The organism is Anabaena sp. PCC 7938 (genome assembly GCF_049315035.1).
GTDB lineage: Bacteria > Cyanobacteriota > Cyanobacteriia > Cyanobacteriales > Nostocaceae > Anabaena > Anabaena cylindrica.
On the sequence record NZ_CP186039.1, the window covers coordinates 115,047 to 136,119 of the forward strand.

A 21,073-nucleotide genomic window follows, 5' to 3' on the forward strand; every position below is an offset into this window, starting at 1 on the left:
ATTGTATTGCTTTTATTCAACTATAAAAAATCAGCAAATCTAAGTATAAACTCAGTAATCAGGTTCTACCTGAGCTAAGTACGAAATTAAATTGCACTTAACGTGATCATGAACCTCCTTCGGCAAAACAGAGATCAAACAATCCATTAAAAAAGCTTTAACTTCCATCGTAGCGGCATTCACAGCCTGAGAGAACCCTTGCCAACCAAGATGTTCACCAAACGTAATCAAATATTCAATCACCAAATCCGCAGATTCATAACCAGCTTCCCTATCCTGCTGCAACAGAGGTAAATACTCATCAATAAACCACTGCTGTTCCTTAGTCAAAACCTCTGGAGAATTATTACTAACCCTATATAGAGAGTTATATAGGAGTAGTAATAATTTTCTAAAACTATTCCACCCCCCAAAATACTTCTTAGCAACCTGACTTAACCATTCTTGAGAAATACCAGCAGCTTTACCTAGCACCTCTTGAGTAACTTTCTGCCAATCCGTCACCCCATCTGCTACCAGCAACTTGAAACCTGTTAATATGCCCTTACGTGTTTGTTGTATCTCAGTACCTGCTCCTGGACAAATATCAAAAGCATCAGATTTAATAAACCTAGCATTAGGGTAGTAATCCGCTAAATAGGATAAATCTTTATCACTAACGACATAAAAAGTAACCTCTTCCATCCTGCGGTTAGCTCTAGTCCTACCTGCACATTGAACAACCTCAGTCTGAACCAAAAAGTTAATTACATCTTGAAAAGCCTTATTCTCTTTACTAACACATCTATCTCCTGTTAAAGTTATATAAACTTGCCCAGATGCACCAATATCCTGGTAAGGAGTGCCAAAACTGCAAAGAGCTTGCTTATCTTGATAAGCATTACTCCCCCGATTATCAGCAAACCAGTGTCCATCACCCTTATTTTTATGTGCTAAGTGGTCAATGTAAGCAATATTGCCATCATGACGCTGATTTAATTCTTCACGCAATGCCGCAATTCGTTCTTTTAATTTGTCACCTCGGTCTTTATTAAGTAATCCAAAGCCCGTAATTTGGTGAATAGTCAGATTACTGTAATCTGGTGGGATTTCCGAAATCACCAGTATTTCCTCTGGATTAATGCCCAACTGCATAGCCACATTGTCACGATTAGCAGTAGCATCCATCAAGAAAACAAACTCAAAAGCTTTGAGAACATCAACTTGACGGCTGTTTTTAGTAGCAATAATTAAATGTTTGTTCTTAACTCGTAAAGCCCCTGGTTGAATGTCTCCGATAACTTCTAGAAGGGGAATCAACCATCTCACAGGTAAACTGTCGATATTCCTGTAAGTCTCTTGAGCAGCTTGTTTATTGAGGTGACTACGGATAAACTTTAAAGTTTTTCTGCTGAAAGAAATGCGATCGCTCTTATCAACCCCATCTAATGTAATACTATCAGCCTGCTGCACCAATTCCTCAATATCTGGAGCAATAGTTTCCAGTTCAGCAATGATTTCCGGTAAATCTGTGGGAATTGCCCCTAATATAGCCCTGATTAACTCATCATTGTACCCATGATATGTTTCCTCAACAGGGGGAATTTCACCAGTTAGCAGTACCCGCAGAGGTAGAACTAAACTCCTAATTTTGTCATATACTGCGGGTAGCTTAGTTTGCACCTCCATCATTGAGGAGTCAAAATCTCGTAAACTAACTTTAATAAAGTCAACTGGTTGTAGTTGTCTAGAAGCTTCGTCAACAAAAGCACTTGCTTTCATATTAATAATATCTGTAGCTTGGGGTAAAGAGTTGATATTGGCACGAATCCGCTGAGATGCTAGTGCATCCCTCCTATCACGTCGGAAGGTAGCACCATTGACTTTCGGGAGGGCATTACCAGCAGCATCTCTACCCGCACAATTAGCCCTGAGTTTACAACCATTGCAGATGGGATTGAGGCTGGCTTCTGCGGATGTTTCTTTTTTGTATCCTTTGCTTGCAAGAGCATTAAAAAAATCTGTGAGAGGACAAGTTCCCTCAATATTGGGTTCTTCCCCTGGTTGAGGCCAGTGTATTTGTGGGTTGCCCAATGGTGTGAGTTTGTTACAATCTGCTACTAATCCGTTGTGGCGTACTGGTAAGTCTGTCCACTGTTCAATAGTTGCTACAGTGGGATTACGGTGTTCATTGCTGAGGTAGAAAAGTGTATTGACTCCTAGCTGCTCTGGCATAAATTCACCCACAGTGTGAGATTTACCAGCACCAGCGTGTGATAAATCTAGGATGAATTTTTTACCTGATTTAGCTGCATCTAGGTAAGTTTGGGTGCGATTCTTCGGTTCAAACCAGATATCAACGTCTAGGTTATTGGTTGGTAAAAGTATGGTTGGTTTTGGTTGGTAAATAACGTTACCTATAAACTGTTTGGCTTTATTAGTAACAGTGATTAAGGTTTGCAGGAACTCTTGAAAGTCTTTCTTTATACCGTATTTAGCTTGCCATTGTTCTTTGGTGATTGTCGGATCTGCGACGGTGGGGTGTAGGTTATTACCGGAGTATTTTCTGTGGTAATCGTTAAATATCTCCCTCTGATAACTGTTTAACTCTTCTTGTTGGTAATTGCTGAATCTCTTTATTTGGTATTTGTTATACTCGTCATCCTGGTAATTACTATTAAAAGTTGTACCTTCAACTTTTGGAAATCTAAATCCATACTGTTTAGCAATGTGAAATAGTGTGCCAATGGAGATACCGGAACGACCGCGAAAACTCTTAATTTTGGCTCTAATATTCCAAGTAGTTCCTTTAATTGATGGACTCCACTGTTCTCCGATAATTTCCGCATCTACAGCACCATAATGAGAATTTAGCGCCATTAATACATCTATGCACTCTTTATAGTTGTTACTACCAGGACTACGTGAAGGAATATAAGTTAATGCTTGTTGAATTAGCTGATCAATATCCCAATTGTTAGCTTCTGCCCGTTCTTGAAACTGTAGACGACGGGCTGTAATTTCTGCTATCCGTTTCTCATATTCGATTTTTTCTTGATAAGCGGTGGTTACAGCTTCATCTATCCAAGATTGGGGTAGTGTGACATGAGGTTGAATTAATGGGAATGTGGCTTGAGTATTGCCATAAAACACCCGTGAAGCATCTTTACAGGCGGGGTCATGGGGTAGATGCTTCATTAAGTAGCGTGTTAATACTTCTACTGTATCTGCACCTTGAACATATTCAGGTAGTACGAATACTAAGCGGAATTTGTCCCAGTTTGGTTGATGGCTGGCTGTGGTGTAGATTAAAGCGCAATATTGTTTGATGAATGGATGTTCTATAGCTTCGTCTAAGTTTAGCTGATGTTGGTAGATTTTCTTTGCTTGTCTACCATCTGATTTTTCAATGACATTACCGTTAATATCTACCCAAGCTTTATTAATCTTGATTGGTCTACCATTTTCATCTAATGGATTGCCATTTTCATCTGTCCATGTTTGTGTGTTGTCAATATCTAGTAGTAACCATTGAGAACCAATAACATGAGATTTACTTCGCCATTGTCCACCCAGTAAGCCAGCACATAAGGCGTGTCCTGCTCCTACGTGTCTCATCACATCCCAAATTGTGCCTGTTCTATCTTGGAAGTTGGCTGCTAGTTTCCGAAAGTCCCAGTCTTTATTTTTACCAGTGGCATTAAACGCGAATTTGATTTTGTTGTTTTGGATAGGCTCTGGTTCTAACCCTGGTGTAAATTGAGGCTGTTGTGTGATTGGGTTTTTGGGTTCTAGCTGTTGTTTGATCTCGCTACTGGATTCAGTCTTTTGAACGGTTGGGTTTTGTGATTCTGATTGGTTATGAAAAGGCTGTGCGGATGTTGATTGTTGCGATTCTGACTCGTTGTGAAATGGCTGTTGAACGTTGGGCTGCTGTGGTTCTGATTGGTTATTAAATTGTTGTTGAGTGTTTGGGTTTTGTGATTCTGATGAGTTGTTAAATTGCTGTTTCTGTTCTAAATCAATACCAAATTGTTGAGCGTTTGGGTTTTGTGATTCTGATGAATTGTTAAATTGCTGTTGTGACATGATAGCCAATCCTCCAGTAAGTTTGTTGGAGGAATTGAAGCTATCCCGTATCAGTAATCTTTTACACACATACTCAGGAAGATAAGAAGATAAAATTCCTGAATTGCTTTTTTACTAGGATTTACGCATGAGGTACAAACAATATGGGTTTGAGATTGTTTTCCGGCGATATCTAAGCTTTCTTTGCTTCTCCTATTGGAGACGGTGTGTATTAGCGGAGCTTGTGTTTGCGGCACACTATACTAACGATTTAGCGTTAAGAGACGCTGCGCGTAGCTTGAGCTTGCTTCCCCAAAGGGGTACACCGAAGGCATTGTAATTGCGTAAATCCTAATTTTTTTGTAAAATCAGTGTTCTTCTGGTTTTACATCTCAACTTTTTGAGATAAGATTACTAACAGGGATATAAACATTAGGTCGTCAACCCAATACCCCTGCTCCAATTCCAATGTCCAATTCCATGACGGAATTTATTTTGAAAACCTCGTTGTCCCACCGGGACGTGAGGTTTTCGCCTTTTAATCTATTCGTACTTCGCTAACCAAGCTGTAATAAACTCGGTTATTTCTTCTTTTTGGATCACAAACGCAGTGCCTTTTCTCCTAAGAGCTAGAATTTTCATATTTCCTACTTCAGTATAAAGATGGTCTTTGTGACTTTCCACTGCTTTGGTAGGAGGCCATAAAACTAAAACTTTGGCTGTGGGAGTCTTTTGAGCTTCACGGGAGGACATCCCAAATAAGGCTCTATTTTTGTCAAGCCACTTTTCATAATCTGCCAACTCAACTAGAGGGCAGGGTGTCCATACCTTTAGTCCATGCTTATCTTTTCTTCTAATTTGCAAAGCTTCTCTGCTTTCGTTGTAAACAACCTCTCTATCTCCTCGTGAACGAATAGAGATAAACAGGTGAGTTTTGCGCGGAAACCTGATAAACAAGTCTATAGGGTTCTTGTCCTCAATTTGAAGGACGGGAAAGACTTGTATTCCCTTGCTTTTAAACTCCTCTAACAATAAGGTTGTTAATTTTTCTAACCGCGCAATTTTTTCTACCCTGACCAATGGTTTGTAAGCCAAACCAAAAAGCAACCAGCCAGCGGGGCTAATTGTGCTTGTAGCAATTGCTGAACCACTAGCAGCTAGAGCAATAGTGGAGTCAACGTTTTTTGCTTCCCTAAGTCCCTCTAAAGCCGCTTCGTTGTGCGGCGGTAGCTGAAAATCGGTTGGTGGGTCTTTCACGGTCAACATTGGCGATATCAACAATTAGTGGTGTGAAATTGGCACTTTCTTTCCAAATACTAATGCCTAATATGGCATTTTGAACCAATGATTATTTCATGGTTATCCTGTTTAATAGTTACCCAAGGAAATGCATTTATGCAAGAAATCTACTCTTTAATAGGGATTAAACGCGATTGATTATATCTAACGCTTGCTCCCATAATTTTTGAGTTTCTTCTTGATTATAAGTGCCTAAAAGCATTGTACACCAGAGTCGAGCGTCTCTTTGCAGTCCTATTGAATACCAACCCGAAAAATATCCAGGATTTTCTACTGGTGGTTGCGGCTCTCAGAGAGTATCAATTTGTGAAACCGTTTTAAATTTTGTTCTGTAACAATTATCTGTCCAGGGAAAGATAGGACTATTTCCCAAGATCATGGTTCGGTCGTAAGAACATTCTGTGATCACAGCTTGTCCAGGGAGAAATTCTGAACATAATTCTGATAAGTCTACGAATTCATGCTTGAAAGGATGGGCGCACATGATTTTCTTGGCTATTTCAGATGGAAACTTGCAGCTAATATCTATTGGTTTTACCTCACAGTAAAAATCTAAGTACAACCATTTATTTGTTACATTACGGACGAATCGCATTCCTACTTTAAATTTAGGAAACCAACCTGTGAATCCTTCTTGACAATCGGGTGCGTATTCCCAATCACGATCCAATAAATCAAAATATGCTGCCCACCTCGCTTCTAGTTGTGAGTTAAAATTTACTCCTCTATACTGAAAAGAATTCACTTTTTGAAAGCCGTAACTTGTTTTTTTGCGGTAATTATTCAAAGAATTTGACATATTTACCTCTATTGATTATTTTTAAGCTATTTTGTTGGTTTTTTAGGTTCTAATCAGTTATTCTCTCGTTTTTGCTCAGTAACTGACCCTGCATAGACTTAAAGTTCCCAATCTAGAGTTTGTGTGATTTGCTGCTTTTTGATTGGTTGTTTTCTGTCAGTTAACACCTGATTCCAACTGGTTTGACCGGGAGACACTCGTTTGGCTTGGGGTAGTTCAACCAATATGTCAGATATCAAGTCCTCAACTTCCTCATGATCTTTAAAAGCGATGACCACTGTATCAAGGGAGTTCAAAAATTCTAAAGGTATTTGCTCATTTTCACTTACACTCCAATACAATGTTGGTTGTCGTTGTTTTTTGTTAATAGTTGATTCTAAGGCAATGACAGAGAGAACTTCGATGGGATCACTGAGTAACACTGCTCTTGTGACAGTGGTATTCGTAGCAATCCAAAAACTACCATTTTTCGGTGCTTCAGAGTTGAGAGGAATAGCAGTAAAGTCACCTGTTGGTTCTAGTTGTTTGGCTTGAGTTGGAACATCATCAAGCGTGCGTTCTAGAAATACTGGTTGATTTGTAATACTTGCGTAGAGCCAACCTTTTTGATACAGTTCATCGAGCAGAGAATTGGGTAAATTGTACTGCTGGTTTAAATTTTGGCGTATTTGTTTCCAGTTTGTGGGTTCTGGTGTTGGTAAAGAATTTGGTCGGTTGATAGGTGGTGTTGAATTTTCAACAAGTTGCGCTGTTAGTTTTTGAATAGGTTCATCATCTTGTTTTGTTCCCACCGTTGATGTTGAACGGTCAACAGTTTGCTGACTTTGAAGATGTTTGTCATTCTGTTTTCGAGCAACTGTTGGAGTGTAATTTTCAACAGGTTGCCTGATTTCAATGTGTTTGTTATCCAGTGGTGAAGAAACTTTTATTGTGCTATTTTTAACATTTGATTTAATTTGAACGCTTTGCTCATCCGGTTTTGACTGATTGGATGTAGCATTATCAACATTTTGCTCCATCAGTTTCTGGATGCGTTGATCATCACGCTTGGGAATATAGCTTACACCTCGATACTTTTGTAAGCCAGGAAAAGTGTATGCTTTACCTAGATGCGTACCGCTGAAAGCCACACCATCAAGTTGATAACTAATGCCTTTGACTCTGCCTGTACGAGTATAACCGATACGGACATTGATACCTTGTTGTTGCGTTGGCAAAGCTGTTCGTTCATGTAGCGTCTCGTAGAGAAGGCATCGCTCTATCAATTCTGGCATAGTTGGGCGGTCATGGGTTGCTTTATCGAGCGATCGCTGAAGTCTCACTCTAACGCTTTCTTCTCCAGTTCTAGCAAGTTGTCTGCGTTCCCCAGTAGAAGGACTACGGCTATCTTTTCTCCGACTTGGTTGTACTGATTGCAAATTGTATTCTTTTTCTAATTTGCGAATCACAGCTTCGCTTCTGGGATTGTCCCAACTATCAGAAACTGTAATGCCATTTAATTGAATGCGACTGGCGGCAATATGTGCGTGTTCATGAGTCCTGTCAGTATGCCGGACTACAACATATTGGTTCATATCAAAACCCATTGCTTGCAAATACTTTTGGGCGATTTCATGCCAAGTATCATCATCTAAACTTTCGTGGTGAGGCAAGCTGAGAGAAGCGTGATAAACAGCCCTACTCACCTTTGGATTTAATCTACGAGATATACCAAATTCAGCCGCTAATTCCCGTGGGTTTGTTCCTTCCATATTCCCACCGATTTGTTTTGCTCCCTCTTTACCAAAAAGGTAGTTTAGCAGTCCCCGGAAACTTTTACCTTTGACGTGTTTGCCAATCATATTAATTTCCTAGTAGTCTTTCTTTATACTCAGTTGTGTCAGCAGGGAACTCCAGAAAATAAAACATCCAGTTTCTGTGATCAGCACAACTGTTCCTCCCCTGCTCCCTTGCTATTAAAACAATGGGATATTTCTTGGAAGTTCCTCAGCGTTGCTGAATTTACGCTTCATCCTGTATATCAGTGATTAAATCAATTTCAGCAATTTCTCTCCTCACTTGTCTGACCAAATTTTTTACCTGTTCCAACAATCCTCGATCAACAACCACTGGCTCACCCATCAATACCGATGTATTGATAGCTTTAGCGATTTGGTTAAGGTTATTACCGATTTTTCCCAACTCCCAGTAAGTTTGACCTGCCACTTTGGTGACACGCCTGGGCAATCTATTTTTGATTGTCTTGGCACGGAATAACTCTGCCATCGTCAAGCTGTTTTCTGCTGCCATTTGTCGCACCTGTTCCTTTTCTTGCGGTGTGAGGCAGATATGAAACCTAATTGTGCGCTCTTTTGGAGGCATGGCTGAATTTCTTACAAAGATTATGTTGTATTTCTAGTTTGAAATATCTAAGCTAATCAGTCATTAGCCAAGTGGATATTTTTTCTTTGCGTTTTACGACAGTTGGTGAAAGTGAATCTTGTTTTCGTTGAGTTTGATTTTTTTCGTATCATCTTTCCCTCCGTCACGGTGGTTAACCTACTGAGGTAGGGGAACCGTGAAAGGAGGGCAAGTTTGTCGCTGTTTCTCTGAAAATTACCAATTTTTGCATCATAGAGATGCACATTGCGACATAGCTTGCTACGCGCCAAACGTTTTTTTGGGCTACTCGAATCAAAAATATTAGTGTTGTTCAATGGTTGTATGTTGGCAGTTCGATGGTGGTTCGTTGGCACATTTATTGTCAATAATGCTTATTATTGATAGTAATTATTTATATGCAAAATACTGACTGGCGGTTGGAAGGCTGTTTAATGGTTGCTGTCTGGCGGTAGCATGGTAGCTCAGTGTCTGTTAGATGGTGGTTTGGTGGTGGTTCATTGGCGCACTTTTTGGAATCGAAAATTTTGAGCATAAAAGCAACGACTTGATCAACTGCTGTGAAAAAAATAGCCAACTGGATAAAAATTGCTGAATAAAAATAGTCAGTAGGTAGATAGGCATGATTTCTATTTGCACTTAAGTTAAAAGAAAGCTTTTAGGTGAACCACGATCAATGTCAAACCTGATTGTTAGTTTTGACCCTGGTGCTTCTTTGACCAAGATTGTTTATGAACTAGCAACTGAAGGTAAACCATGTTTGATGACAATGGAACCAGAAATGCTGAAGTTGCCCCAAAGTTCGATTAATGCTTATATGTCGAGTCGCAAGGGTCTAGAATTTCCTAAACCAGTAGATGAAGCTTGGGTATCTTGTACAGCAGATGGTGATACACAATGTACGGTAGTTGGATTCCTAGCACGCCAGTTTTCAGCATCAGCCAGATTAGATAAACTCAAGTACGAAACTTCAATTGACAAAGCTTTAGCAGTAATTGGTGCGATCGCTCAACACAATAAACTGCCCAACCGATTTTCACTATCGCTTACTTCACTACTACCCTATGGCGAATATCAAAATCGCCAAGCCTTTGCAGAACAGTTGCAAGTTGCACTCAAGGATTTTAAATTTCGGGGTCAAAGGTTGCGGGTCAAGCTGGAACGATTCGAGTGTTTACCTGAAGGTGCGGGATTAGCCATGATTCGTCAACGCCAGAATGGTAAAGAATGGTTCAACGCCCAAACCATAGCCGTGCTGATGTTTGGGCATCGCAATACCAGCCTGCTTTTATTTGAACGAGGGAAGATGACGGCGGGTTATACCAATGGGCTAGGCTTTCACCAAATGGTAAAGAGAGTAATTGAACGCACCTCTGGACAAGATGCCACTGCTTTGACTGCTGCTATCTATGCAGCTGGTTCAGATATCACAGCAGATAACCAAGCAATTCGCGCTTTGGTCAAAAGTAGAGACGCAAAAAACATTGATTATGAGTTGCAGATGATTGTTAATGCCATTGCGACTGCTAAATCTGAGTATTGGTCAAGGCTTTACGATTGGCTGGAATCAACTTTACCTGCTGTAAACGAAGTCATTTTGAGTGGTGGAGCAGCTTTGTACTTAGAGCAAGAATTACAAGAATGTTTTGAAGAGATTCCTACTTATTGGGGTACTGATTTACAGCAGCAGGTACAAGCAGCTTTTAAGAATGCAAGTAATGATTATTACCATAGTTTCCAAGAACAAGAAGCTTTGTCATTTAGGTTGATTGATGCTTTTGGTTTATTTATGCGATTTAGAGCGCAAATGGAGAAAGTAGCATGACTACCAATAAAAAACAGCCCTCAAATAATGACAATAACAGACAACATAATAGACAGAACAGCAGTAGCAAAAGGTCTGACGGTATTGATAGTAATAGAACTAACAGATATCGTAAAGATTTCAAATTTCATTGTCGTCCCTATTCAAATACAGCAGATGGGCAGTTAATTTCTTATTTGCAACAGGGAGATAACGTGCATTCTAGTAAAGAAATGGTATTGCAGGCATTAAGAATGTGTTGGTTGCCATTAGCATACAAAGCACAATCAGGTGCAGGTATTAGTGATCAAGAAGTGCGTCGGATAGGTTTAATTTGTTGTCATGCTCTCGATCAACACTTAGCTTATTTACGAATCGAATTAGGATTACCACACAAATCAAGTGATGTTTTACCTGTACCTCTAAGTACGATGACTAATCCTCAAACCCTGGCTGCTATGTTTGGTTTGGATGTTGGTAATCCCAGTAGTGATGATAGCAGTAATAAAAATCAAGATAGCACCAATAGTAATAGTAGTAGTGATTCACAAAGAATTGATTCTGACTCTTTCATTCCTGGTGAAGGGTCTTTTCATGATGACGATGACGATATGTTCGCAGATATTTAATTATCCATTAATGCAAGATTAGTCAAATCAAAAAGGAGCGAATAAGATGGCTACAATTCACTTCGTTGATGGTGAAAAGGGTGGCGTTGGCAAGTCTTTATTTACCAGAGTTATGGTGCAATATTGCATTGACAATAAATTAGTTTATGAGTTAGTGGAAGCAGACCAAAGTAATCCAGATGTAGGTGCATTTTATCCAAATAATCATAAAATAGCAGTGTTTAGTGAATCAGAGCGCAAGGCTTATGAAGCTGATGAAATCTTTAATTTGGCACTGACAACTTCTGTGATTGTTAATTTACCTGCTCAAGTCTATCCAGCAGTAACTGATTGGATTGAGCGTAATCACATACTAGAAATTACTGGCAAAGATAAGGTCAAAATACACAAATGGTTTGTTTGCAGTGGCGGATATGACAGTGTGCAGTTATTTATGCAATCTCTCGAACGTTTTGAAAAGAAGATTAAACATATATTTGTCCGTAACTTTGGTTTATGCGATGACTGGAAACACGTAGATGAAAATAAGGATTTAAAGGATTTAATTAAAACTTACAAAGTAGCTGTGATTGACTTCCCCAAGTTTAGCTATCGAGAAAGGAATATCCTTGATGCCAAGCGGATAAATTTTGCTGCGGCTAAAGATTATGACGAGTTAGGGATATTAGGTAGACAGAGACTGCACAGTTTTTTGAAAAAGGCTTGTGAGGAAATTGAAAAAGCTAAAATTTGGAACCCACCAGCAGCTTCAATGACTCCACCATCAACAAAAGTTGCTGTTACTAACAATAATGGCAGAATTACTCCCAAAAAATCACCTATTTGACAGAATAATTACGAATTATTTTGAGACTCTCTGTCGTTGTACCCATAATATTGCCGAAGTGAATTGGAAGCATAGGCAAGCCATTCCAGCAAAATTATCCTTCCACCGATACTCTCCGGTCTAGGTCTAATAGCAAAGCGTGGCTCTAGTACAACACGGCGTAAATACGCGTACCTTTTACAAGGAGTTTAAATCGTGGATTTTTGACCAACACTAACTTTAATGGTTCATTAACTTACGCCATAGAGTACTAGTCATAGATTGGCTCGTTTTCCACTTAATTACGGAGTTATCTTATGAGGAATTCTGACACTGAAGAACTCGATTTAGATGATGATTTTCTGGATTCAGTCGCTGCTAGAGGTAAAGGTTTAAGCCGGATTCCTTACCCAACTTTACTAGATTTAGCTATTCGTGGTAAAGATGATAATTTCAAAGCTAGGGTTTGGGAAATAGTCGTGCAAACTGGATTAGACCCTGATGATCCAGCATTTCTGATGATGATTGCTACTGGCAGACTACAAGTGTTATTGGAAGACAGTCCTCAAGAAATGGAGTCAATGTTTGACCAATGGCAAACGCAACTTTATGACCATCTGCAAAACTATGAAAAAGCAGCAGTCAAAGGACAGCAGAAAGCGATCGCTCACGCAGTCACGACATTAATTAAGCATACAGAATTCGAGCGTGCCATTCATTCAGTTCCATCATTAATTGCAGCTGGAATACTCTTATTGATTACCGCAGCAGTGGGTGGAGTTCTCAGTGTATGGGGAATGCTTTGGTATCAATCTAGCAATTTAGACCCAACTGGTTCACGCCAACTGACTCAACAAGAAGCTAATGCCTTGGAATGGGCAATTACGAATGAAGGCAAGTTTGCTCGCAATTTTATGGAATGGAATCGAGATTTATTGAGTCGAGATAGTGCTGGTCAATTGGTTTGTACTAAGGAAGTGAAACGCTTGGGAGTGACACTGGAAATAGGAGCAAGCAGCAGAAAAGCAGTATCAGGTTTTTGTACTCTTTGGGTGCAACCTCCTAATCAACGTAAGTTTGTCTCTCAATCAAAAAATTAGTTGTTATACCATTTCACAAAAAGCTTGATACAAATCATTGGTTTTTAATTCTTTCCTCCTGCCCCTGCTATCTACTTATATCAACATAAAAGTGAAACAGTATTATCTCAAATTCGTTAGAACAAGCACAGTAAAAACAAGTTAAAATCCCTGTTATTACAGGATTCAAACTATCTAATTTTAACTTGATTTGATCTTAGTTGTTCAGTTTTAAAATAGGAGTAAATAGATGTTAAAAAGCAAAGTTAACTGGTTTTGGTTAATGACAACAGGAATAATTCTAGCAGCTTGTACTCCTGATACTGTAGATACAAGTGGCAAAAGTAAAAGTAATATTGCCAAAGCACAGACTCCCTCTGTACCTAATTATCCGCCAATGTATGATGTTGAAGTAAAGGTTTGTGGTAATATCCTTGCTCCACTTAAAGACGGGAAACGCTGTATCAAGGAAAAGCTACGTTTGTGGGGACCAGTGGAAGAAGCTAAGTTGGTGCAAACAGGTATTTCTCTACCAGCACTTTCTGCTGTAAGGCATAAAATTGCAATTAGTTCTAAAGGTTGTTATCCTGTTTATTCTCAACCTTCCCAGCAGCGGTTTTATTGGGTAGACACTATGATTCCCGTGAATAAGATAGGAAAGAAACCAATAATTGAAGTTAACAAAACTCAACTATCTAACCAGCAGATTGAGCGGTTGATGACCAATCAGTTTTCTAGTTCAAGAATTGCTACTTTTGGTGGTGTTGGTTGTCAACCTGTTCCTGTGAAAAAGAAGTGATTTTTCAGTAAGTAATGAGACAGAATTAATTACACAACTGATTTTTCTGTTAAGAGTTCCCTCTCTCAACGAATGAATTTAATTTTGTCCGACTACTTAAGATAACGAGTTTTTACGGGTCAGGGTGGGTGGGCAAAAAAGCTACCCCACTTAAATACGAGGAAAGGGCGCAAGGGGATGGTCGTCAGATCAACGGCAAGAGGAAATAACTGCTTCCCCTTGCCTCTTTGGCTACTGGTTTCACCAGCAGATACTTAAGATGCTTCAGCAAACCTAGCTGTACGTTGTTTTTTGTGAGCCTTACTTCGCTCGCGTACTGCATCCAAATCTTTCAATCCATAGAAACGTTTAGCATAAGCTAATAGTTCATTTATGGAAGTATCAGCATAGTCCTGGCGAAACTCTGTATTGTGTTCGTTCCAATCAAATTCTTCTTGATTAAACCGTGCTTTGGCAGCGAGTTCTCGTCCACTTTCTTCTCGCAAAACTTCCAGTACCATTAACCGTACTTTGTCTGGATATCCCATGACCTTTTCTAAAGCTTTGATTTGTTGCTGCTGGAGTTTCCGTTTCCTTGGATTTTCCTGTTTCTGAGATTCCATGACTTTTTTCAAAGCTTTGGTCTGGGGGTGATTACGTTGCATACGATTTTCCTTGGATTAACAAATTACTTGCATCTTGCAGAGATAGCATCGACAGATGCCTTCCAAATTAAAATTCACTCTTTGCGTGCTGGAATTCACTGGCAATTATTGTCTTCAATTCTGCTGTTGGGATTAGATATGTGGAAAATCAAAATGCCCCGATGCAGATAATTCGGGGCATGATAATTAATCTTCAGTTTCTAAATCTTCGTCATCTTCATCTTGGTCAAAATCGTCATCTATCCAGTCATTAGAGTTGTTACTTAAACCATGAAGTCCGTCCATGCGTTTAGAGCGAGCAGCTTTATGAGCAGCACGTCTATCTCGAATTTCGTCCAGATTATTCAAGCCGTAAAGTAGGCGGGCATAATTGATTAATTCTTTCAACGGTGTGTTTATGTAGTCCTTACGAAATTGAGTATTGTGTTTGTCCCAATCAAACTCTTGTTCATTAAATCGGGCGGTAGCTGCTAATTCTCTACCCGATTCTTCCCGTAATACCTCAATTACCATCAAGTGGACTTTCTCCTGATAAGTAATTACTCGCTTTAAAGCCGGAATGTGCTTGACAATTTTACGTGCTGATTTGGTGGTTTTACGAGTGCTAACCATGAGAATTACTCCTTGATATTTTCGATTTTTCTCATAGAAACAGCATCGAAAGATGCAATTCACTGTAATTTCAATTCGTTGATTGTGTGCAATGTATTATCGTAGGTGATAGAATGAAAGTTTTATCAGAACCTAATACTTTCCGAAGGGATGCACTTAATGTTTTAATCACCTTGTCTATGACTATATTTACTAGATTCAGTTTGTAAATTCACAAATTTTAAGTAATGCGACAGAATTAGTTACACAACTGATTTCTCTGTTAAGAATTGCCTCTCTGAACGAGTGAATTTAATTTTATCCGACTACTTACTAAAAGTTTTTACGAAATAAGATGCATTCAATTTCAGGATTTTCTTGTTCAAATTCAGGAAAAAATAACCTGTATTGTTGGCAATACATGGTTATTTTGAGTTATGATTATGCCCAGGGCTATTTCATTCTAGATTTAACCAACAAATTTAGGTATTTTCAGCTATCGTGAGATAGAATCCCTGAAGCCCAAAATGACGCATTCTCGTAAATACATAAAATGTCAGATTTTAGAATGAAATAGCCCTGTGATTATGCCAATTGCTAAGAATCAATTAATCATCATCTTCATCTTCATCTAAATCGTCTTCATCATCCAAGTCTTCATCATCATCATCCTCATCTAAATCTTCGTCCAAGTCCTCGTCAAGTTCGTTATCCAAATCATCAAGTTCTTCCTCTTCTTGTTCTTGGAAAGAATTGCGACGTTCTAGTGATGCACGGTTGAATTCAACCAAATCAGCTATTGCTTGTTCTGGGTCGGTGCTGATTGTGTCGTACAGCATACTCATGAAGATGGCAACTACTTCTGGGGTATATTGGAGTGTATCTGGTTGTCCAAATAATTTAGGAAATAATTTGGTGTTCCATTTCTGCCAATCAAATTTTTTATTACCGCCTTTCTTTTTGACTTGAGCTGCAATATCAAGTCCGAGTTTTTCACGGGCTGCATGACCGACTTTAGTAGAAATTCTGGAGTCCCGAAGCTGTAATTTAATCCCGTATTCTTTGAAGATTAAATTCCGCAATTCTTTCAATAAGGCTAATGCTTCCTGTTGTGGTGAAGCCTTTACTGCTTTTGATTTAGTTGCGGAGGTTGTGTTATTTGCTTTCGCTGATGTTTTACCGTTAGCTGTATGGCGAGTATTGCCGTTAGTACGAGTTTTGGCGATTGCCATTTAACAAACTCCTTTAAGAAAGTGAAATTTTCACCTCCTTGCCGCAATCGCGGCTTTCATCTCCATTTTCTTCCAATTTCATAATTGAGATTTCCAATCTATCTTTCCTGTGATAACTATTTAAGCTTGCAAATGTCCAAATAAACAAGCAGATTATTCTGGTGATATAGCAATCCGATTTGAGTTATTATAGCTGGCGAGGCGTAGCCATACTGAATGATAAAAAAAGCAACAAAAGGCATTCACATTTTATTTAGAATTACTATAGCAATTCCCATTTAAGTGAGGTATGAGCAAAAAGAATTAACCGCAGATGGAAAAGGATGAGCGCAGATAAACACAGATAAATTTGTACCCCGTTAGACCAGGAAATGCTATATGTGCTTATTCATACTTAATAAAGCAGTAAAAAAATGCAAAGTTAAACAGGAGCAACAAGAGCGAATACTGACGAATATATTTGCGTAATCTCCTTTTTGCTTCCCTTTAAAATCGAGCATTTTGAGGATAATTATGATATGAATGCCATGCTAACCGAATTTACCCTCGCCAACTTTAAAAGTTACAGTACAAGCGGAACTGTGAGCAGTTCGGCAGGCTCAATGTCCCACCTGTCGAAAAGCCGATTGCCTCTAGGATCTTTGACTGTCCTAATAGGAGCTAATGCCGCAGGTAAAAGTAACGCCCTCGAAGGTTTGCGCTTTCTGTCATGGCTGGCACAAGGGCAAAAACTCTCCAGCATTCAATATGCGGTGAATAGTGCAGAACGTGTTGTACGCGGTCGAGTCAATGATTTGTGTCATCGGGGAGAATCAAGTTTTACTATCGGTTGCCGTTTAGACTCAACAGAGTGGAACGAACTCAATATAACCCTCAATGTGCGTGATGGAGAACTGCACATCAGTAGAGAGCGAATTGTTGACTCAACAAATCCAGTTCCGCTATATGAGCTAAATCAGCCTTCTGAAGGGATAAATACTGATGTTAGTGTCGCGTATAACAATTTTACCCAAGGAAAGAACAAGCCACGAATAACGTGCAGTGATCAAATGGCTATCTTTGTGCAATTAGACAGCCCTGCCCGTTTTGATGCCAAATATGAAAATTCCCAAAAGATAATTCCAGAGACAGTCCGCGAATATCAACGAGTCTTACAGAATATCCTGTTTCTAGATCCCGTTCCCGCCAAAATGCGCGAGTACAGCTTCAAATCTGATAAGCGATTACAAGAAGATGGTACTAATCTGTCCAGCGTTCTCTATCGCTTGTGGGAGAACCAACCCGAAAATCAACAGGCAATTCTCAACTTTATCCAGAGTTTACCAGAACAGGCTATAGAAGGGCTAGATTTCCTTATTGGTCCACGAGATGAAGTCATGGTGCGACTAGCGGAAACTTTTGGTAATACCCGTCGCTATTGTGAAGCCGCATTGTTATCAGATGGCACATTGCGGGTGTTAGCGATCGCTGCTGCTATGCTATCGGCAACCGCAGGAAGTTTAGTAGTTATCGAAGAAATTGATAACGGTGTTCATCCCAACCGTGCCAAGCATCTACTGTCTAGCATCCGAGATATTGCCGAAAAGCGTAAATTACGAGTGCTGCTTTCCACACACAACCCAGCCCTAATGGATGCTTTACCCGATGCTGCTTTAGGCTATGTAGTCTTTTGTTACCGAGATCCAGAGGAAGGGAATCAAGGAAATAGTCGCCTGATCAGGCTTGGGGATATGTACGATTTTCCCAGTCTCATATCGCAAGGACCATTGGGACAACTGGTAACTGCTGGGGTAGTGGATAGGTTCGTTAAGTCACCCCACACACCTGAAGACAGAAAACAGCAAGCTCTGGCATGGCTGTCTCGTTTGCAGGAGTACGACAATGAGTAGTATTTGCCTGATTTATACCAGCATATTCCTGGAAATACTTAACGTTCCCAACTATAATCAACATAGAGCATCAGTTCTCGAAGATTTTCAGACCTATGCTCAATCTGGCTGTACTTTTCTGTTGCCTATGGCGACCATTCTTGAAACAGGCAATCATATTGCCCAAAATGGGGACGGCACAATGCGAAGAAAAACAGCCCTCCGTTTTGTTAAAGCAGTTAAGGAAGCATTTACAGGCGAAGCTGCCTGGAGACCTACTACATTCCCGAACACCGCAGAGATATTAATGTGGATTGATCAGTTCCCGGATTTGGCTGGCAAAAACAAAGCCCCTGATAAACAAGAAGGAACAAGCTTCGGGGATCTCAGCATTATTGAAGAATTTAATAAATCGTGTAAACTTTTCCCCATGAGTGAAGTGTTTATTTGGTCGCTAGACAGAGATTTACAGAACTATCACCAAACGCCAACATGAGCCAGTAGTAGACTAGCACTAGCAAAGGAGGTAGTATGGCAACAATTATGATTCGCAATATAATCTGATGAGTTGCTTGAGCGCATTAAACGCTTGGCAGCACAAAAGGGGGTTTCGATGGGGCAAGAAGTCCGCGATTTGTTGCAAAAACTTTATGGGCAAAGGGATGACGTGCTTGCTCGTATTCGTCAACGAGCAGAGGTTTTACCGATGGAAGCAGAAAGTCGGGTGTAGTCTTGGAAGGGACGGAAAAATTGCAAGCAATGCGGAAATAATTGTATTTGTTAAGATTAAATTAACTGTGGCTGACGATAAAAGATGATGAAAAGTATTCATGAAATTCGGGAAGTTTTATCACTACAAAAGCAATCTCTCTGTGAAATTTATCAAATTACAGAAATTGGGATTTTTGGTTCTTATGCTAGGGGTGAGGAGACGGAAGCAAGTGATATAGATATTTTGGTTGATTATGAAACAGTGCCTACTTTTATAATGTTGGTGGAATTTAGAGATTATTTAAGTCAGTTGTTTGGCTTAAAGGTGGATGTTGTTACTAAGAACGGGCTTAAACCACGGATTCGTGAGTGTGTTTTGTCAATGCGTAACTCCTAATTTATATTACTGAGAGCAAAAAATTATGCAAATTACTTTAGACATACCTGATGAAATGGCGCGAAATTTAGAATCTCGTAAGGAAGATTTACCCCAAATTTTGGCTTTAGGATTGCGAGAAATTAGTGCTAATCCGGCGACGGGTTTTTCTGGACTAACTGAAGTTTTAGAGTTTTTGGCAAAGTTACCATCTCCTCAAGAAATTTTAACTCTCCGTCTTTCGCCTATGGTTCAGGCTGAAATTGAATCTCTTTTAGACAAAAATCGTAATCAAGGTTTGGATGAAAGGGATTTGTGTCTGTGGCAACATTATGAGTTTATTGAGCATTTAGTGCGTCTTGCTAAAGCTCAAGCTCTGCTCAGGTTACAACAAGGTGCGTCAACCACCCATCACTTCCCTTCTCTGCGAGACGCTACGCGAACGGGTAAGTGATGGCTTGTAAAAGCCTAGTTGACCAGACTCAGTTCTTGACCGAACTACGTTAGAGGTAAGAGTTAAAGACCTATCAAGGGATGCGTAGCTAGTTCCCTGCTCTAGAACTTAAAAGTTAAACAGGCTTAAGGGTTAAACCAGTGCTTTTAAGATAGTTACCGACCTCTAACATTGTCAAAGCTAACATTACCCGCAAGGAGGGACAATATGTCCAAAGTATTTGTTTTAGATACCAACTTCATACCGTTAAATCCAATTCATTCTGCACAAGCCAGACAACTATTAAGAAACAAAAAAGCAGCAATATTTAGACAGTTTCCGTTCACAATTATTCTCAAAGAATCGCGTCCTGACTCCCCAGTATCGTCGCTGAGATTAAAGATTGATCCTGGTGCAAAATTTACGGGAATGGCATTAGTTAACGATTCAACTGGCGAGGTTGTATTTGCTGCTGAATTAAAACATAGAGGCTTTGCAATTAGAGATGCTTTAACTTCTAGAAGACAATTAAGACGTTCTAGACGTGCAAGAAAAACTCGTTACAGACAACCAAGGTTCTTGAATAGAACACGTCCAGAGGGATGGTTAGCACCGAGCTTACAAAGTCGAATTGAGAATATCAAAACTTGGGTGAAAAAGTTGCGCCAATTTGCACCAATTGGGGCGATTAGTCAAGAATTGGTACGGTTTGATATGCAGTTAATGGCTAATCCTGATCTTCAAGGTAGGGAATATCAACAAGGAACTTTAGCTGGTTACGAAACCAGAGAATACTTACTAGAAAAGTGGGATAGACAATGTGCCTACTGTGGAGTGAAAGACGTTCCTTTTCAAGTAGAGCATATTCATCCACGAGCCAAAGGTGGTAGTGATTCAATTACAAATCTCACTTTAAGTTGCGAGAAATGTAATACCAAGAAGGGGACAAAAGATATCAAAGATTTCCTCAAAAAAGACCCATCAAGGTTAGAAAAAATACTGAAGCAAGCCAAAAGACCATTAGCTGATGCGGCCTCCGTCAACACAACTCGATTGGCATTACTAAAAGTTTTAAAAGCGACTGGATTACCTGTAGAAACTGGTTCAGGAGGGCTAACAAAATTCAATAGAAGTCAACAGAAACTAGAGAAAACGCACTGGATTGATGCAGCTTGTGTTGGTCAATTAACTCCAATTCTCAATATCAAAGGTGTTAAACCATTGTTAATTACAGCTAACGGTCACGGCACTAGACAATCTTGCAGAACTGACAAATACGGTTTTCCTTCTAGATATGTCCCCAGGTTCAAATTTGTTAATGGTTTTCAAACCGGAGACATTGTTAAAGCTGTTGTCACAAAAGGTAAAAAGATTGGGGCATATATCGGACGAGTAGCGGTGAGGACTAGCGGTAGTTTCAATATCTCAACAGTGTCTGGACTGATTCAAGGTATCTCTTACAAATACTGTAAATCAATTCACAAAAAGGACGGTTACGAATATGGAAAATAAAAGATTTGTTAATTGCTCAACTGTCTCTCTCATTGTTTGTGCTGGCGCACAAAATTACTCAAGGGA

Annotated in this window: 19 protein-coding genes; 11 read left to right on the plus strand and 8 right to left on the minus strand. The window is 39.6% G+C overall.

All coding sequences use genetic code 11. From position 1 onward, the window contains the following. Window positions 1–51: 51 nt before the first annotated feature. From ACOWPH_RS30520 to ACOWPH_RS30540, 5 genes are all read right to left on the minus strand, one after another. Window positions 52–4,068 (minus strand): PriCT-2 domain-containing protein, encoded by a 4,017-nt coding sequence (locus ACOWPH_RS30520; protein WP_015217633.1) that lies wholly within the window; start codon window positions 4,066–4,068, stop codon window positions 52–54. Window positions 4,069–4,590: 522 nt separating this feature from the next. After that, entirely contained in the window at window positions 4,591–5,313 is a 723-nt protein-coding gene (locus ACOWPH_RS30525) for a hypothetical protein (protein ID WP_015217634.1), read from the minus strand. Window positions 5,314–5,635: 322 nt separating this feature from the next. After that, the gene (locus ACOWPH_RS30530) at window positions 5,636–6,145 is read right to left on the minus strand and encodes a hypothetical protein (protein ID WP_015217635.1); all 510 of its coding nucleotides are present in this window, start codon (window positions 6,143–6,145) and stop codon (window positions 5,636–5,638) included. Between the two features lie 98 nt (window positions 6,146–6,243). Continuing rightward, entirely contained in the window at window positions 6,244–7,986 is a 1,743-nt protein-coding gene (locus ACOWPH_RS30535) for a relaxase/mobilization nuclease domain-containing protein (RefSeq protein ID WP_015217636.1), read from the minus strand. A gap of 160 nt (window positions 7,987–8,146) precedes the next feature. Continuing rightward, a complete protein-coding gene (locus ACOWPH_RS30540; RefSeq protein ID WP_015217637.1) occupies window positions 8,147–8,506 on the minus strand; it encodes a plasmid mobilization protein in 360 nt (119 codons plus the stop codon). A 694-nt stretch (window positions 8,507–9,200) separates the two neighbouring features. Between ACOWPH_RS30540 and ACOWPH_RS30545 the strand changes: the two genes are divergently transcribed. The 5 genes from ACOWPH_RS30545 (at window position 9,201) to ACOWPH_RS30565 (ending at window position 13,640) form a co-directional block, all read left to right on the plus strand. Further along, window positions 9,201–10,349 carry a ParM/StbA family protein gene (locus ACOWPH_RS30545; RefSeq protein ID WP_015217638.1) on the plus strand — a complete coding sequence of 383 codons (1,149 nt, stop codon included), beginning with the start codon at window positions 9,201–9,203 and terminating at the stop codon, window positions 10,347–10,349. Further along, window positions 10,346–10,957, plus strand: coding sequence for a hypothetical protein (locus ACOWPH_RS30550; protein WP_015217639.1), 612 nt, complete (start codon window positions 10,346–10,348; stop codon window positions 10,955–10,957). Before ACOWPH_RS30545 ends, ACOWPH_RS30550 begins: the two co-directional genes overlap by 4 nt. A gap of 46 nt (window positions 10,958–11,003) precedes the next feature. Beyond that, window positions 11,004–11,783, plus strand: coding sequence for a mobilization protein MobD (locus ACOWPH_RS30555; RefSeq protein ID WP_015217640.1), 780 nt, complete (start codon window positions 11,004–11,006; stop codon window positions 11,781–11,783). Between the two features lie 296 nt (window positions 11,784–12,079). After that, a complete protein-coding gene (locus ACOWPH_RS30560) occupies window positions 12,080–12,862 on the plus strand; it encodes a DUF6753 family protein (RefSeq protein ID WP_015217641.1) in 783 nt (260 codons plus the stop codon). 229 nt (window positions 12,863–13,091) lie between these two features. Continuing rightward, a complete protein-coding gene (locus ACOWPH_RS30565; protein WP_015217642.1) occupies window positions 13,092–13,640 on the plus strand; it encodes a hypothetical protein in 549 nt (182 codons plus the stop codon). Between the two features lie 254 nt (window positions 13,641–13,894). Here ACOWPH_RS30565 and ACOWPH_RS30570 read toward each other — a convergent pair whose 3' ends face one another. The 3 genes from ACOWPH_RS30570 to ACOWPH_RS30580 form a co-directional block, all read right to left on the minus strand. Continuing rightward, on the minus strand, window positions 13,895–14,284 hold the full coding sequence (locus tag ACOWPH_RS30570) for a hypothetical protein (RefSeq protein ID WP_015217643.1): 390 nt from the start codon (window positions 14,282–14,284) through the stop codon (window positions 13,895–13,897). Window positions 14,285–14,470: 186 nt separating this feature from the next. Next, window positions 14,471–14,896, minus strand: coding sequence for a hypothetical protein (locus ACOWPH_RS30575; RefSeq protein ID WP_015217644.1), 426 nt, complete (start codon window positions 14,894–14,896; stop codon window positions 14,471–14,473). A gap of 587 nt (window positions 14,897–15,483) precedes the next feature. Continuing rightward, on the minus strand, window positions 15,484–16,107 hold the full coding sequence (locus ACOWPH_RS30580; RefSeq protein WP_015217645.1) for a hypothetical protein: 624 nt from the start codon (window positions 16,105–16,107) through the stop codon (window positions 15,484–15,486). Between the two features lie 527 nt (window positions 16,108–16,634). On the opposite strand from ACOWPH_RS30580, the gene ACOWPH_RS30585 reads away from it, so the two are divergent. The 6 genes from ACOWPH_RS30585 to iscB all read left to right on the plus strand — a co-directional run bounded on the left by ACOWPH_RS30585 (window position 16,635) and on the right by iscB (window position 21,007). Then, window positions 16,635–17,996 (plus strand): AAA family ATPase, encoded by a 1,362-nt coding sequence (locus ACOWPH_RS30585; protein WP_171815841.1) that lies wholly within the window; start codon window positions 16,635–16,637, stop codon window positions 17,994–17,996. Further along, the gene (locus ACOWPH_RS30590) at window positions 17,989–18,471 is read left to right on the plus strand and encodes a hypothetical protein (protein ID WP_015217647.1); all 483 of its coding nucleotides are present in this window, start codon (window positions 17,989–17,991) and stop codon (window positions 18,469–18,471) included. Before ACOWPH_RS30585 ends, ACOWPH_RS30590 begins: the two co-directional genes overlap by 8 nt. 93 nt (window positions 18,472–18,564) lie before the next feature. Continuing rightward, window positions 18,565–18,705, plus strand: a complete 141-nt coding sequence (locus tag ACOWPH_RS30595) for a hypothetical protein (RefSeq protein ID WP_250855223.1) — start codon at window positions 18,565–18,567, stop codon at window positions 18,703–18,705. 87 nt (window positions 18,706–18,792) lie between these two features. Continuing rightward, entirely contained in the window at window positions 18,793–19,083 is a 291-nt protein-coding gene (locus tag ACOWPH_RS30600) for a nucleotidyltransferase family protein (protein ID WP_042466298.1), read from the plus strand. A gap of 25 nt (window positions 19,084–19,108) precedes the next feature. Beyond that, window positions 19,109–19,516: a hypothetical protein gene (locus ACOWPH_RS30605; protein WP_015217650.1), complete on the plus strand. Its 408-nt coding sequence runs from the start codon at window positions 19,109–19,111 to the stop codon at window positions 19,514–19,516. Between the two features lie 207 nt (window positions 19,517–19,723). Then, complete coding sequence (iscB, locus tag ACOWPH_RS30610; RefSeq protein ID WP_015217651.1) at window positions 19,724–21,007, plus strand: RNA-guided endonuclease IscB; 1,284 nt, start codon at window positions 19,724–19,726, stop codon at window positions 21,005–21,007. Window positions 21,008–21,073 lie beyond the last annotated feature (66 nt).

What these genes read in the sequence shown, in the direction of transcription:
- iscB (WP_015217651.1), top strand. Translation starts at nt 19,724, where the DNA reads ATGTCCAAAGTATTTGTTTTAGATACCAACTTCATACCGTTAAATCCA.
- ACOWPH_RS30560 (WP_015217641.1), top strand. Translation starts at nt 12,080, where the DNA reads ATGAGGAATTCTGACACTGAAGAACTCGATTTAGATGATGATTTTCTG.
- ACOWPH_RS30535 (WP_015217636.1), bottom strand. Translation starts at nt 7,986, where the DNA reads ATGATTGGCAAACACGTCAAAGGTAAAAGTTTCCGGGGACTGCTAAAC.
- ACOWPH_RS30575 (WP_015217644.1), bottom strand. Translation starts at nt 14,896, where the DNA reads ATGGTTAGCACTCGTAAAACCACCAAATCAGCACGTAAAATTGTCAAG.
- ACOWPH_RS30580 (WP_015217645.1), bottom strand. Translation starts at nt 16,107, where the DNA reads ATGGCAATCGCCAAAACTCGTACTAACGGCAATACTCGCCATACAGCT.
- ACOWPH_RS30540 (WP_015217637.1), bottom strand. Translation starts at nt 8,506, where the DNA reads ATGCCTCCAAAAGAGCGCACAATTAGGTTTCATATCTGCCTCACACCG.
- ACOWPH_RS30565 (WP_015217642.1), top strand. Translation starts at nt 13,092, where the DNA reads ATGTTAAAAAGCAAAGTTAACTGGTTTTGGTTAATGACAACAGGAATA.
- ACOWPH_RS30520 (WP_015217633.1), bottom strand. Translation starts at nt 4,068, where the DNA reads ATGTCACAACAGCAATTTAACAATTCATCAGAATCACAAAACCCAAAC.
- ACOWPH_RS30525 (WP_015217634.1), bottom strand. Translation starts at nt 5,313, where the DNA reads ATGTTGACCGTGAAAGACCCACCAACCGATTTTCAGCTACCGCCGCAC.
- ACOWPH_RS30600 (WP_042466298.1), top strand. Translation starts at nt 18,793, where the DNA reads ATGAAAAGTATTCATGAAATTCGGGAAGTTTTATCACTACAAAAGCAA.
- ACOWPH_RS30545 (WP_015217638.1), top strand. Translation starts at nt 9,201, where the DNA reads ATGTCAAACCTGATTGTTAGTTTTGACCCTGGTGCTTCTTTGACCAAG.
- ACOWPH_RS30585 (WP_171815841.1), top strand. Translation starts at nt 16,635, where the DNA reads ATGCTAACCGAATTTACCCTCGCCAACTTTAAAAGTTACAGTACAAGC.
- ACOWPH_RS30590 (WP_015217647.1), top strand. Translation starts at nt 17,989, where the DNA reads ATGAGTAGTATTTGCCTGATTTATACCAGCATATTCCTGGAAATACTT.
- ACOWPH_RS30570 (WP_015217643.1), bottom strand. Translation starts at nt 14,284, where the DNA reads ATGCAACGTAATCACCCCCAGACCAAAGCTTTGAAAAAAGTCATGGAA.
- ACOWPH_RS30555 (WP_015217640.1), top strand. Translation starts at nt 11,004, where the DNA reads ATGGCTACAATTCACTTCGTTGATGGTGAAAAGGGTGGCGTTGGCAAG.
- ACOWPH_RS30530 (WP_015217635.1), bottom strand. Translation starts at nt 6,145, where the DNA reads ATGTCAAATTCTTTGAATAATTACCGCAAAAAAACAAGTTACGGCTTT.
- ACOWPH_RS30550 (WP_015217639.1), top strand. Translation starts at nt 10,346, where the DNA reads ATGACTACCAATAAAAAACAGCCCTCAAATAATGACAATAACAGACAA.
- ACOWPH_RS30605 (WP_015217650.1), top strand. Translation starts at nt 19,109, where the DNA reads ATGCAAATTACTTTAGACATACCTGATGAAATGGCGCGAAATTTAGAA.